Origin of the sequence: Amycolatopsis sp. cmx-4-83, assembly GCF_046548815.1 — a bacterium.
GTDB lineage: Bacteria > Actinomycetota > Actinomycetes > Mycobacteriales > Pseudonocardiaceae > Amycolatopsis > Amycolatopsis pretoriensis_A.
On sequence record NZ_JAEBEF010000008.1, the window covers coordinates 108,322 to 120,084 of the forward strand.

The 11,763-nt window shown below is 74.5% G+C and carries 12 protein-coding genes; 7 read left to right on the forward strand and 5 right to left on the reverse strand.

Features of this window, described 5'->3' with window-relative positions:
• Positions 1–53: 53 nt before the first annotated feature.
• Genes ACLJQM_RS24980 through ACLJQM_RS24990 form a run of 3 tightly spaced genes read left to right on the forward strand, consistent with a single transcriptional unit; the run spans position 54 to position 2,444 of the window.
• On the forward strand, positions 54–275 hold the full coding sequence (locus tag ACLJQM_RS24980) for a hypothetical protein (protein ID WP_247023980.1): 222 nt from the start codon (positions 54–56) through the stop codon (positions 273–275).
• Entirely contained in the window at positions 262–1,545 is a 1,284-nt protein-coding gene (locus ACLJQM_RS24985; protein WP_410632952.1) for a cupin domain-containing protein, read from the forward strand. Before ACLJQM_RS24980 ends, ACLJQM_RS24985 begins: the two co-directional genes overlap by 14 nt.
• Positions 1,542–2,444, forward strand: a complete 903-nt coding sequence (locus tag ACLJQM_RS24990) for a sucrase ferredoxin (protein ID WP_410632953.1) — start codon at positions 1,542–1,544, stop codon at positions 2,442–2,444. The genes ACLJQM_RS24985 and ACLJQM_RS24990 overlap by 4 nt, the downstream gene beginning before the upstream one ends.
• Here ACLJQM_RS24990 and ACLJQM_RS24995 read toward each other — a convergent pair.
• Together ACLJQM_RS24995 and ACLJQM_RS25000 are read right to left on the reverse strand one after the other, a co-directional pair.
• Complete coding sequence (locus ACLJQM_RS24995; RefSeq protein WP_410632954.1) at positions 2,416–3,153, reverse strand: hypothetical protein; 738 nt, start codon at positions 3,151–3,153, stop codon at positions 2,416–2,418. The genes ACLJQM_RS24990 and ACLJQM_RS24995 overlap by 29 nt on opposite strands.
• Entirely contained in the window at positions 3,146–6,154 is a 3,009-nt protein-coding gene (locus tag ACLJQM_RS25000) for a DEAD/DEAH box helicase (protein ID WP_410632955.1), read from the reverse strand. Before ACLJQM_RS25000 ends, ACLJQM_RS24995 begins: the two co-directional genes overlap by 8 nt.
• A 115-nt stretch (positions 6,155–6,269) precedes the next feature.
• On the opposite strand from ACLJQM_RS25000, the gene ACLJQM_RS25005 reads away from it, so the two are divergent.
• From ACLJQM_RS25005 to ACLJQM_RS25015, 3 genes are read left to right on the forward strand one after another with little or no spacing between them, the layout of a single operon-like run.
• Positions 6,270–6,605 carry an ArsR/SmtB family transcription factor gene (locus ACLJQM_RS25005; RefSeq protein ID WP_410632956.1) on the forward strand — a complete coding sequence of 112 codons (336 nt, stop codon included), beginning with the start codon at positions 6,270–6,272 and terminating at the stop codon, positions 6,603–6,605.
• Positions 6,602–7,078 carry an SRPBCC family protein gene (locus ACLJQM_RS25010; protein ID WP_410632957.1) on the forward strand — a complete coding sequence of 159 codons (477 nt, stop codon included), beginning with the start codon at positions 6,602–6,604 and terminating at the stop codon, positions 7,076–7,078. Before ACLJQM_RS25005 ends, ACLJQM_RS25010 begins: the two co-directional genes overlap by 4 nt.
• Before the next feature lie 8 nt (positions 7,079–7,086).
• Positions 7,087–7,539, forward strand: a complete 453-nt coding sequence (locus ACLJQM_RS25015) for a VOC family protein (protein ID WP_410632958.1) — start codon at positions 7,087–7,089, stop codon at positions 7,537–7,539.
• A 7-nt stretch (positions 7,540–7,546) separates the two neighbouring features.
• Here ACLJQM_RS25015 and ACLJQM_RS25020 read toward each other — a convergent pair whose 3' ends face one another.
• Positions 7,547–8,395, reverse strand: coding sequence for a helix-turn-helix domain-containing protein (locus ACLJQM_RS25020; protein ID WP_410632959.1), 849 nt, complete (start codon positions 8,393–8,395; stop codon positions 7,547–7,549).
• Between the two features lie 133 nt (positions 8,396–8,528).
• Here ACLJQM_RS25020 and ACLJQM_RS25025 point away from each other — a divergent pair, with 133 nt between their 5' ends.
• Complete coding sequence (locus tag ACLJQM_RS25025) at positions 8,529–9,026, forward strand: SRPBCC family protein (protein ID WP_410632960.1); 498 nt, start codon at positions 8,529–8,531, stop codon at positions 9,024–9,026.
• Positions 9,027–9,387: 361 nt separating this feature from the next.
• Here ACLJQM_RS25025 and ACLJQM_RS25030 read toward each other — a convergent pair whose 3' ends face one another.
• Both ACLJQM_RS25030 and ACLJQM_RS25035 read right to left on the reverse strand, forming a co-directional pair.
• Positions 9,388–10,806, reverse strand: coding sequence for a carboxylesterase/lipase family protein (locus ACLJQM_RS25030; RefSeq protein WP_410632961.1), 1,419 nt, complete (start codon positions 10,804–10,806; stop codon positions 9,388–9,390).
• Positions 10,803–11,711, reverse strand: coding sequence for an MBL fold metallo-hydrolase (locus tag ACLJQM_RS25035; RefSeq protein WP_410632962.1), 909 nt, complete (start codon positions 11,709–11,711; stop codon positions 10,803–10,805). The genes ACLJQM_RS25030 and ACLJQM_RS25035 overlap by 4 nt, the downstream gene beginning before the upstream one ends.
• Positions 11,712–11,763 lie beyond the last annotated feature (52 nt).

Below are 11,763 nucleotides of genomic sequence, written 5' to 3' on the forward strand. Positions count from 1 at the left end.
GCGGGGTAACCGGTCACCCCGGCGTCCGGCCGGGACGAGCGAGAGGAACCGACGTGAGCTTGAACGACGACGACATCTCCACGACTTCCGGTGGCGGGCCCGAGGGCCCGGCCGACTCCGGCGCCGGTGAAGGCACCCCGGGCCAGCACGACGGCGGGGCCGACGGCGGCGCGGACAGCGGCGCCGAGGGCCCGGCCGACTCCGGCGCGGGCGAAGGCACGCCCGGCCAGCACGACGGCGGAGCCGACGGCGGCGCGGACAGTGGCGCACGCTGATCTCGGCGAGCCCGTCGCCGGCACCGGGGACCCCGCGTTCTCGGTGCCGGCGGGTGCTCGCCCCACGCTGCGGCGGCTGGTCGGGCCGGACGTCGAGGGCTTCGCGGCGCGGCACTGGGGCCGCGAGCCGCTCGTGCGGGCCGGAGCGGGCGCGACCGGTTTCCCCGACCTGCTCGACCTCGACGGCGTCGACGAACTGCTCTCGCGCCGCGGCCTGCGCACGCCGTTCCTGCGCCTCGCCCGCGACGGCGCGGTGCTCGACTCCGGGTCGTTCACCGGTGGTGGCGGCGTCGGCGCGGAGATCGGTGACCAGGTCCGCGACGACCAGGTGGCCGCACTCTTCGGCGACGGCAGCACGATCGTGCTGCAGGGCCTGCACCGCACCTGGCCGGCCATCGCGGACCTCGCGGTCTCCCTGACCGGCGAGCTCGGCCACCCGGTCCAGGCCAACGCCTACATCACTCCCCCGTCCTCGCAGGGCTTTTCCGCGCACTACGACGTGCACGACGTGTTCGTCCTGCAGCTGGCCGGCCGCAAGCACTGGCGGGTGCACGCCCCCGTCCACGAAGCCCCGCTGCGCAGCCAGCCGTGGGCGGAGCGGGCGGAAGCCGTCGCCGCCCGCGCGCGCGACGACGTCCCGGCGATCGACCGGGTGCTCGAGCCCGGCGACGTCCTGTACCTCCCGCGCGGCTGGCTGCACTCGGCCACCGCCCTCGGCGACGTCTCCGCCCACCTGACCATCGGCGTCCACGTGGTCACCCGGTACGCCCTGGTCGAGGCGCTCGCCGCCCTCGTCGCCTCCGACGAGCGGCTGCGCACCTCCCTGCCGCTGGGGGTCGACGTCGCCGAGCCCGCCGATCTCACCGCCGACCTCGACGCGGTGCGGACGGCGCTGGCCGACGCGCTGACCCGCGTCACGCCCGACGACGTCGCCCGCCACGTCCGCGCCCGCGTGTGGCCGGGCGGGCGGCCGGAGCCCGTCGGCCCGATCGCCGCCGCGCGGTTCGCCCACGAGCTCACCCCCGGCGACACCGTGCGCCGCCGGCACGGCCTGCGCCACCGCGTGCAGGACACCGAGGACGGGCGGGTCGCGCTGGAGCTGGCCGACCGCCGGATCACGCTCCCGGCGTCCACCGCCGCCGCCCTGCGCGCGGTCCTCGACGGGCAGCCCCGGCGCGTCGGCGCGCTCCCGGAGCTGTCCGAAGCGGACCAGCTCGTACTCGTCCGGCGGCTGCTGCGGGAAGGCGTGCTCGTAGCCTGCACGCCATGACCCGCGCCCCGCTCACCGGACCGCCGCGCTGCGCGGACCTCGCCGACGCCGGCGGCGACGCCCGCGAAGGCACGGCGCCCCCGGCGGACCGGTGGCTGCTGATCGAGCACGCGGGCCCGTGGGAACGCAACGCCCTCGCCGTGTTCGACGCGGACGTACTCGCGGCGCTCACCCGCTGGGCGGGCCGGACCCGCGGCCGGATCGTGCTGATCCGGCGGCCGGGACGCCGCACCCCGCGCGGGGACGCCCCGCGCCGGTGGTTCCGCGTCGACGCCCGCCCCGGCCACGAGGAGATCCGGACCGGCGAATACCGCGGCGACGCCGAGCTCGCCGCCGTGGGAGACCTGGCCGGGCACCGGTCGGCTCGGCCGCTGACGCTGGTCTGCGCGCACGGCAAGCACGACACCTGCTGCGCGGTCCGCGGCCGCCCGCTCGCGGCGGCGCTGGCCGCGGCCGACCCCGAAGGCACCTGGGAGTGCAGCCACATCGGCGGGTGCCGGTTCGCCCCGGCCGTCGTGCTGCTGCCCCACGGGTTCACGTTCGGGGGCGTCGGACCGGCCGAAGCGGTTTCCCTCGTGCGCGGCTACGCGCGGGGAACGCTCGCCCCGGACACCCTGCGCGGGCGGTCGTCGGTGCCCCCGGTCGTCCAAGCGGCCCAGCACCACGCGCGCGCCGCCACCGGCGCGACGGGCGTGGACGACCTGAACCCGGTGGCCTGTGCCAGTGAGGACGAAGGTGTCTGGCGCGTGACGCTGACCCGGCCCGAGTGCACGGTCCTGCTCCGCGAACGGCTCGTGACCGTCGACCGGCCGTTGACCTGCGCCGCCCGGCCGCCCGGGCACATCCGCGTGTTCGACGCCTTGGAAGTGCTCACAGCGGAGGGCCGGGCTCTCCGGTGAGGGCCCGGTACACCGGCCGGAGCAGCTCGGCCACGTCTTGGCCGCCCGCGGTGATCGTGAAGGGCGGGGCCTGGTTCAGCAGCGCGTCGGACGACGTTTGCGGGCCCTGCAACGGGGTCGTGCCGGCCAGGCCCGGGGCCTGACCGCTGTCGAAGAACGTGTCCATCACTTCGGTCAGCGGCGGAGAACCGTCGTCGGGGTCGAGCGGCTCGGCGGAGATGAGCCGGTTCTTCAGCTCCTCCACCAGGTTCTCGCGATTCCGGCCCCGCAAAGCGAGAACGGTGAACGGGTCCTCGGCGACCCGTGCCACCAGCGCCGAGAACACGGCGTTCAGGTGGCCGCACGGAACTTCGGCGGCCGGGCACGTGCAGTCCAGGGACACCTCCCGCGCCGAGGACGGGAACAACGGCAGCCGGAGCGCTTTGCAGATCTGCTCGACGTCGCGGGGCAGCTCGCCGCTGAGGAGCTGGACCGTGGTCGACGCCTTCGCCGCCAGGGCGTGCGTGATCGCCGCCCAGTCCGATTTTCCGAACGCCGTCAGGCTGATCCGCACCTGGTGAGCACCGCTGTCTTCGACCTCGGCGTCGACTCGCCCGGCGCCGACCGACAAGGACACGACGCGACCCTGGCCGGGTGCGGGCATGAGGACGCCGATCGCTGTCAGCGCCCGGATGAAGCGGGTCGGCCACCACGGGAGCGGGTCAGTCATCCATCGCCTCCTCCCCCAGCGTGAGCACCCCGCGCAGCGCGTCGGTGGACAGCTCGGTGAGCCAGCTTTCGCCTTCGCCCACCACCATTCCCGCGAGCGCGCGCTTCCTCGTGATCAAGATGTCGATGCGGTCCTCGATGGTGCCCGGGCAGACGAACTTCCGGACCTGGACGTTGCGTCCCTGCCCGATCCGGAACGCCCGGTCGGTGGCCTGGTTCTCCACCGCCGGGTTCCACCAGCGGTCCAGGTGCAGGACCTGGCTGGCGGCGGTCAGCGTGAGCCCCGAACCACCCGCTTTGAGCGACAGCAGCAAAATCCGCGGGCCGTCGTCGGACTGGAAGCGGTCGACGATCGCGTCTCGCGCCCCCTTGGCCAGGCAACCGTGCAGGAACTCGACTTCGGTGCCGAGCCGGTCCGACAGGTGGGGCACGAGCAGGTGGCCGAATTCGGTGTACTGCGTGAAGCACAGCGCCCGGTCGCCCGACGCCAGGATTTCGCCCAGGATCTCTTCGAGGCGGCTGACCTTGCCGGAGCGGTGGCCGATCGGGGAACCGTCGTGCAGCAGGTGCGCGGGGTGGTTGCAGACCTGCTTGAGCTTCGTGATCGCGGCGAGGATGTTGCCGCGGCGCTTGATGCCCTGGCTGTTCGCGATCTTCGTCATCATCTCGTCGACGATCGCGCGGTACAGCGTGCCCTGTTCGCGGGTGAGCCGGTATTCCTGCCGGATTTCGAGCTTTTCCGGGAGTTCGGGGACGATCGCGGGGTCCGTCTTCACCCGGCGCAGCAGGTACGGCTGCGTGAGCCGGCGCAGTTCGGCGGCCACGGCGGTGTCCCCGCCGCGCTCGATCGGGGCCGCGAACCGACGGCGGAACTCGAACCTGGTGCCGAGCAGCCCGGGGTTGAGCAGGTCCAGCACCGACCACAGGTCCGCCAGCCGGTTCTCGACCGGGGTGCCGGTCAGCGCGAGCCGGTGCTCCGCGGTGAACCGCCGCACCGCCTTGGCCGTCGCGGTGTCGGCGTTCTTGATGGCGTGCGCTTCGTCGAGCACCAGCCGCCGCCAGGCGAACTGCTCGAGCTCGCCGGCGTCACGGGCGGCCGTTGCGTAGGTCGTGACGACGAGGTCGGCCGCGGCGACCCGCCCGGCGAGGTCGTCCCCGTGCGCGCGGGCGCTGCCGTGGTGGGCGAGGACGCGCAGGCCGGGGGCGAAGTTCTCCGCCTCCCGCTGCCACATGCCGACCAGCGACATCGGGCACAGCACCAGCGTCGGACGGCGCTCGCCGTCCGCCCGCTCGACGGCTTCCAGTGCCAGCGTCTGGACGGTCTTGCCCAGGCCCATGTCGTCGGCCAGGCACGCACCGAGCCCCAGCGCCGCCATGAACGCCAGCCAGGCGACGCCCCGCTGCTGGTAGGGGCGCAGGGTGGCGCGGAACGACGGCGGCAGCCCGACCGGCCGCAGGCGCTGGTCGACCCGCTCGGCCAGGACGTCCCCGACCCAGCCGTCGGCGCTGACGCCGGTGACCGGGAGCGGCGTCTCGGTCCCGAGGTGGACGAGTTCGAGCAGCTCGGCCGCGGTGGGGCGCGCGGCGAGGCGGTGCGGGTCGCGGCGCAGGAACTCGAGCCCGGCGCGGAGCCGGTCGGCGTCGACGCTGATCCACCGGCCCCGCAGCCGCACCAGCTGCGTCTTCGCCGCGACCAGCCGGGCCAGCTCTTCCTCGCCGATTTCGTCGTCGCCCACCGCGATCGTCCAGCGGAACGCGGCCAGCTCGTCGCGGCCCACCCGGCTGCGCGTGACGACCTGCTCGGACGGCGTGCTGCGGACCGACAGCCGCAGCCCGAGCCGGCGCCGTCCGTCCCAGGTGGCCGGGAGCTGCACTTCGAAGCCGGCCTCGATCAGCCGGTTCGCGCCCGAGGTGAGGAACCGCTCGGCTTCCTCGAAGGTCAGGTCGTACTCGGCCGGGCGGGTCCGGCGCAACGCCGGCGCCAGCATCGGTTCCACCAGCGCGGCCCGGCCCAGCTCGGCGGTGAACAGCCCCTTCGGGTCCCGGACCAGCCCGTGCGCCTCGCCCGACCAGATCTGCCCCGCCGACAGCAGCAGGCTCGGATCGGCCATCGCCCGCAGGAGGAACTGCAGCTGCCACTTGGTGCTGTCGCCGGTCTGGTCGTCGGGATCGTCCTCGGCCGGCCGCCGCAGGGTGCCGACTTCGGCCAGCCGGAAGCACGCGCGGCCGTCGACGACGTCGGTGTCGGCGACCTGGTCCCACTTCGCGACGGCGTCGGCCAGGACCCCCAGTTCGCCCAGCGGCAGCTCGACGCGGGCGGCGCCGCCCTGCAGGGCGGCCAGCCACACCCCGGCCGCGTCCCGGCCCCCGCGCAGGTCGACGGGCGGCTCCGCCCGCGCGAGCCGGTCCCGGACCGCCGTGTCGACCAGGGTGTGGAGGGCGTCGGTGACGAGCGCGCGGGGCGAGGCCCCGGTGAGCGGCGCGATCTCCTCGGCGCGCCCGACCGGCGGCATGGCCGCGACGAGCGCGTCGAACGCGACGGAGTCCACGCCCTGGAGCACCGGGCGCCACCGGGCCTCCGCCGCGTCGCCCTGGCGGACCAGCGTCGGCAGCACGCGCCCGCGCCCCACCAGGTCCGCGGCCAGGCGAGCGACCGCTCGCAGGTAGGTGACCGACGTGCCGTACGAGGCCGCGTCGTCGAGGTCGTCCAGCTCGGCGGGGTCCACGACCAGCGCGGGCACCGACCAGGGCCGCAACGAGGGTGCCCGCCGGGGAACCGCTTCGGAGGAGGCCAGGGGCCGGTTCGCCCGCGACGGCAGCAGCAGCGTCACCGAGGTGGGCTTGCCGGGGTGCAGCGCGGTGAGGTTCGCGCTGGAGACGGCGAAGGGGTGGGCCAGGGCGATCCGCGCCGACCGGCTCGACGTGCCGGCGGGGACCCGGTCCCGCTCCGCCCAGAGCAGCAGGCCGCGGCCCGGCGACCACAGAGCGTGCACCGAGGGCAAGGTCAGGGGCTCCTTCGTCCGGTCCGGGTTCCCCGCAGATCCTCGCACGGCGGGCTTGACAACCCTCCCACCAGCCTATAAAAACCATCTGGTTACAAAACCGGAAGGTTATGGAATGCCCCCCAGCGACACGCTCGACCGAACGTTCGCGGCCCTCGCGGACCCGACCCGGCGGGCCATCCTCGCCCGGCTCGCGGCCGGGGACGCCACCGTCACCGAGCTGGCCGTGCCCTTCGCGATGTCGCAGCCCGCCGTGTCGAAACACCTGCGGGTGCTCGAGCGGGCCGGGCTGGTCACGCGGGGCCGCGACGCGCAGCGCCGGCCGTGCCACCTGCTGGCCGCTCCCCTCAAGACGGCCACGGACTGGCTCGCCGCCTACCGGGACCACTGGGAAGCGAGCTACCGGCAGCTCGACGACCTGCTGACCGACCTGCAGCAGCGGGAACCGTGACGTCCCCCGGCTTGGCGGTCGCCCGGTCCGGTGCGACCGGCCTCGTCCTGACCCGGACCTTCGCCGCTCCCCCGGCCCTGGTCTTCGCCGCCCTCACCCGGCCCGACCTGCTGCGCCGCTGGCACGGCGCCCACGGCTGGCGGCTGACCGAGTGCGAAGTGGACCTGCGGGCCGGCGGAACGTGGCGGTTCGTCTCCCTCGGCCCGGACGGCGCGGAGATGGCGATGTCCGGTGTGTTCCGCGAAGTCGTGCCGCCCATGCGCATCGTGCAGACCGAAATCCACCGCGGCTGGACCGACGGTGCCGCGCTCGTCACCACCGAGCTGGCGGAGACCGGCGGCCGCACCGCCATGACCGTCACCGTGGAGTACTCCTCACCGGAAGTCCGCGAGCAGGCCCTGCGCAGCCCGATGCGGCGCGGCGCCGGTGAAGCGTACGACCGCCTCGAAACCCTGCTCGCCCAAGAGAAATGAGAACCCCGATGAACGACCCGGTCAACGAAGTCCCCGCCGACCCGGCCGCGCTCACCCCGGCCGCGTCGAACCCGCCCGTGCCGCCCGGTGCGTTCCTGCTCGAACTCGTCCCGGTACCGGTCCGCGACACCGACCGCGCCATCGCCTTCTACCGCGACCAGCTCGGCTTCACCCTCGACGTCGACGTCCGCCCGGCCGACGGCGTCCGCATCGTCCAGCTCACCCCGCCCGGCTCGGCGTGCTCGATCTCCCTCACCGAAGGCGTGGCGGCCCTCGCCATGGACCCCGGCGCACTGCGCGGGCTGCACCTCGTGGTCGCCGACATCGAGCAGGCCCGTTCCGAGCTCCTCGGGCGGGGGGTCGAGATCGGCCCGGTCGAGGACATGGGCGGCGTTTTCTACGCCTACTTCGCCGACCCGGACGGCAACAGCTGGTGCCTGCAGCACATGCCCTGGCGCTGAGCGGGGCTCAACTGGTCGCCGCCGTCAGCAGGGTCAGGGCGGCCTGGGAGGGCGAGCCCGGCTCGGCGGTGACCACGACGAGGGTTTGTTCGGGGGCGTGGGCGAGCGCGAGGGTCTGCTGGTGCACCGTCAGGTCGCCGACGAGGGGGTGGCGCATCGCGTACTTCGTCGCGGCGCAGGAGACGACCCGGTGGTCGGCCCACATCGAGGCGAAGCCGGCGCTGCCCGTGACCAGCTCGCCGATCAGGGTGCTCAGCAGGCGGTCGTCGGGGTGCCGTCCCGCGGTCAGGCGCAGGTTGCCGACCACCGCGCGGGCCTTGTCGGTCCATTGTGGATAGAGGTCGCGGGTGTGCGCGTCGAGGAAGACCAGGCGGGCCATGTTCGGGCGGTCGGCGGGGCGGCCGGGGGCCGTGAAGTCGAGGTGGCCCGCGAAGAAAGCGTGCCCGAGCCGGTTCCAGGCCAGCACGTCGGTGCGGCGGCCCAGCAGGATCGCCGGCACGTCGCCCAGCCCGGCCAGCAGCTGCGTGGTCACCTCGTCGACGCGTTCGGCCGGCGGCCGCTTCGCCGCACGGCGCCTCGGCGGCCGGGCCAGGACGCGCAGGTGCTCGTGCTCGTCGGTGTCCAGCCGCAGCGCCCGGGCGATCGCGTCGACCACCTCGTCGGACGCGTTCACCGACTGGCCCTGCTCGAGCCGCACGTAGTACGACGCGCTCACCCCGGCGAGGCTCGCGACCTCTTCGCGGCGCAGGCCGGGCACCCGGCGCCGCTCGCCGTAGGTGCGCAGGCCGACGTCCGCCGGGTGCAGCCGCGCCCGGCACGCCTGCAGGTATTCGGCGAGCTGCCCCTGATCGACCATGACCCCGAGTATGCCCGGGGCGGCCGCGTCCCAGCCTGACCCTGCCGGGGGTAGGAAACGGCCGGGCTGGCCGCGGTGGCGCGGCCCGGGACAACCTGGCGCCAAGCTCACCGAGTCCAGGAGGACCCCGCCCATGACCACCGACACCGTTCCCGCCCTCGACCCGGCGACGTTCACCTTCACCAGACGGGCCTGGGTCCCCGCCCCGCCGCCGGTCGTCTACGACCTGGTCAGCGACGTCGCCAAGATCGAGCTGTGGAGCCCGACCGCGTCCCGGGTCCGCTACGACGACGGCGCCGGCCCGGTCCCGGGCGCGTGGTTCGGCGGCCACAACCGCCGCGGCGAGCGCGAATGGGACACCCGCTCCCAGGTCCGCACGGCCGACGCACCGGCCGAGTTCGCGTTCGTCGTGGGCGGCCTCGACGACGGCATCGTCCGCTGGCGCTGGCTCATCGCCGCCGACGGCCCCGGTTCGATCGTGACCCAGGAGTGGCAGCTGCTGCGCCTGGACCCCGTACTCGGCTCGACCGCGGGCGAGCTGGCCGCACTCCGGGACGACATGGCGGCCAGCGCGGAAACCACCCTGATCGCACTCGGCCGCTGGCTGCACGAGCGCGCTACGAAACCCTGACCACGACGCTCAGCTCCCAGGGGCGGGGCGCCCGGGCTGCGAGATGACGTGGTGACGAGCGCACAAGCCACCCTGATCGCACTCACCCGCTGGCTGCACGAGCACGCCACGAAACCCTCACCACGACACTCAACCCCCGAAGCCCGCCACACCCGGCCGGCACCGAGGGCGGGGCGCCCGGGCTGCGAGATGACATGGCGGCCAGCGCGGAAACCACCCTGATCGCACTCACCCGCCGGCTGCACGAGCGCGCCACGAAACCCTGACCTCGACGCTCAGCTCCCAGGGGCGCCCGGGCTGCGAGACGACACGGCGGCCAGCGCACAAGCCACCCTGATCGCGCCCATCCGCTGCCCCACCCTCAGCCCCCGAAAACCTCCACCGCCGGCCGCTCCGGGGTGCGAGGTGCCCAGCCCGGATCCCCGCTGGTGGCGAAGCCGACCCAAGCGGCGTGCATGCGCGTCGCGAGGGCCGGCGGGGCCGGGTCCGGGCCCAGCAGGCCGGTTTCCCCGTGCAGCCACGGTTCGCCGGCCAGGTCGAACACGAACGGCAGCTCCACCGTGTGCGCCGCGCCGAGCCGCCCGTCCAGTGCCGTCGAGCGGTGGGCGAACGAGTACACGTGGGTCCGCCCGGTGCGTGCCGCGATCAGCCGGGCCGAACCCGCGCCGAACAGCGCGTCGCCGAGCAGTGCCGAGCGCAGCTCGCCCGGGCTCGCGTCCGGCCGGGACGCCCGGAGCGCGGCGACCGCGGCCTCGGGATCGGCCCGGGTCGCCGCCGCGACGGCGAGCACGTCGGCGTCCGTGGAGTTCTCGAACTTCCCTTGCGGCACCAGGTAAAGGTTCCCTTCCTCGGTGGTGGTGCCGATGAGCAGATCGACGTCCCCGCCGAGCGGCGCGTCGGCCGGTTGCACCGGCAGCACCAGGCTGAACGGGCTCAGCCCGGCGAGCGGGTCGGTCGCGGTGGCGGTCCGGAGGTCCACACCGGACAGTGCGGGCATCGCCGCCACCAAGCGGGCGTCCGGGATTTCCGCGAACGCCGCTGCCGTCGGCTCGGTCCCGAGCGCGGCGGCCGCCGCCGACGTGACTCGCCGCGCCTGCTCCGGGGTGAACGCGCCCGTCCCGCTGCCGCTCTGCATGATCGCCCGCCGGAACAGCCCCTTCGCGGCCGGTGCTGCCAGCAGCCCCGCGGTGAGCGTCGCCCCCGCCGACTGCCCGAACACCGTGACGTTGCCGGGATCGCCCCCGAACGACCCGATGGCGTCGCGCACCCACCGCAGCGCGGCGAGGACGTCCAGCAGGCCGCGGTTGTCCGGGGCGCCGTCCAGGACGAGGAAGCCGGGGATCCCGAGGCGGTAGTTGACCGTCACCAGGACGACGCCGTCCCGCGCGAACGCCCGGCCGTCGTAGAGCGCCGCCGCCGTGGAGCCGGTGACGAACCCGCCGCCGTGTACGAAGACCATCACCGGCCGCTTGCCGTCGTCGGCGGCCGGGGTGCGGACGTCCACGGTGAGGTACTCGTCGCCGCGCACCCAGCCAGGGCCGAAGTACGGGCTCAGGTCGAGGCGGCCGAAGTCCCGCACCGGCTGGGGCGCGGTCGGCGACGGCCGCGTGCCGTCCCGGACGCCGGACCAGCCCGGGTGCGGCACGGGTTCGGCGAAGCGGAGCCCGCCGGCGGGAGCGGCCGCGTACGGAATGGCCCGGTAGCGCTCGCCGAACCGGTCGCGGGTCCCCCGCACCGCGCCCGGAGGCGGGTGCGCGATCGGGTGCCGGGTGCCGCTCACGCGAAGCCGGCCCAGTCCGTGATGGCGAACCGGGAGCCGTCCCGGCGGACCTGCACGCCGCCGGGCCCGGGCAGGTGCGCCGGGAACACGAGCGCGCCGGTTTCGGCCGCCGAGCCGAGCAGCTGGTGCCGCGTGGCGCGCGCCTGGGCCTCGTCCTCGCAGAAGCACGAGTTGACGTCGGGCGCCACGATCTGCTGCGGGGTGTGCACCAGATCGCCGACGAACAACGCCCGGTCGCTCCCGGATTCCAGGCGCAGCACCGACGATCCCGGCGTGTGGCCGGGCGCGAGCTCGAGCCGGAGGTTGCCGTCGATCCGGTACGAGCCGTCCCACAAATCCACGAGCCCGGCCTCGTGCACCGGCGCGACGCTGTCCTCGAAGACGTTCTGGTTCCCCCGCCCGAACACGGACTCGTTCCCGTTGAGCGGGTTCCAGAACTCGAAGTCGCGCCGGGGCAGGAGGTAGCGGGCGCGGGGGAACGTCGGCACCCAGGCACGGTCCTCGAGCCGGGTGTTCCAGCCGACGTGGTCGGTGTGCAGGTGGGTGTTGACCACGAGGTCGACGTCCTCCGGGCGCACCCCGGCGGCCGCGAGCGTGTCGAGGAAGGGCGTGTCGCGGTGTCCCCAGAACGCGGCGTAGGGCCGTTCCTTGTGGTTGCCGACGCCGGTGTCGACGAGGATGGTTCGGCCTTCGCTGCGCAGCAGCCACGTCTGGACCGCCGCGACGACCTGGCCGGTCCCGGGGTCCCAGAAACCGGGGGCCAGCCAGGACCGGTTCTCGTCCCAGTCCGTTTCGTTGCTGTGCGGGAAGAACTCGGCCGGCGTCAGGCCGACCGGGCCGGAGAACTCGACGACGCGGGTGACGGTGACGTCCCCCAGCGTGATCTCTTCGGGAATCGCGTTCATGACCCCAGGCTGGCGCCCGGCCGCACCGGCGAACCAGCCCCGGCGGTGCCTA

Bases quoted from the DNA above. Each gene is read 5' to 3' on its own strand.
- ACLJQM_RS24990 (WP_410632953.1), top strand. From the start codon at position 1,542: ATGACCCGCGCCCCGCTCACCGGACCGCCGCGCTGCGCGGACCTCGCC.
- ACLJQM_RS25035 (WP_410632962.1), bottom strand. From the start codon at position 11,711: ATGAACGCGATTCCCGAAGAGATCACGCTGGGGGACGTCACCGTCACC.
- ACLJQM_RS25025 (WP_410632960.1), top strand. From the start codon at position 8,529: ATGACCACCGACACCGTTCCCGCCCTCGACCCGGCGACGTTCACCTTC.
- ACLJQM_RS25005 (WP_410632956.1), top strand. From the start codon at position 6,270: ATGCCCCCCAGCGACACGCTCGACCGAACGTTCGCGGCCCTCGCGGAC.
- ACLJQM_RS25015 (WP_410632958.1), top strand. From the start codon at position 7,087: ATGAACGACCCGGTCAACGAAGTCCCCGCCGACCCGGCCGCGCTCACC.
- ACLJQM_RS24995 (WP_410632954.1), bottom strand. From the start codon at position 3,153: ATGACTGACCCGCTCCCGTGGTGGCCGACCCGCTTCATCCGGGCGCTG.
- ACLJQM_RS25020 (WP_410632959.1), bottom strand. From the start codon at position 8,395: ATGGTCGATCAGGGGCAGCTCGCCGAATACCTGCAGGCGTGCCGGGCG.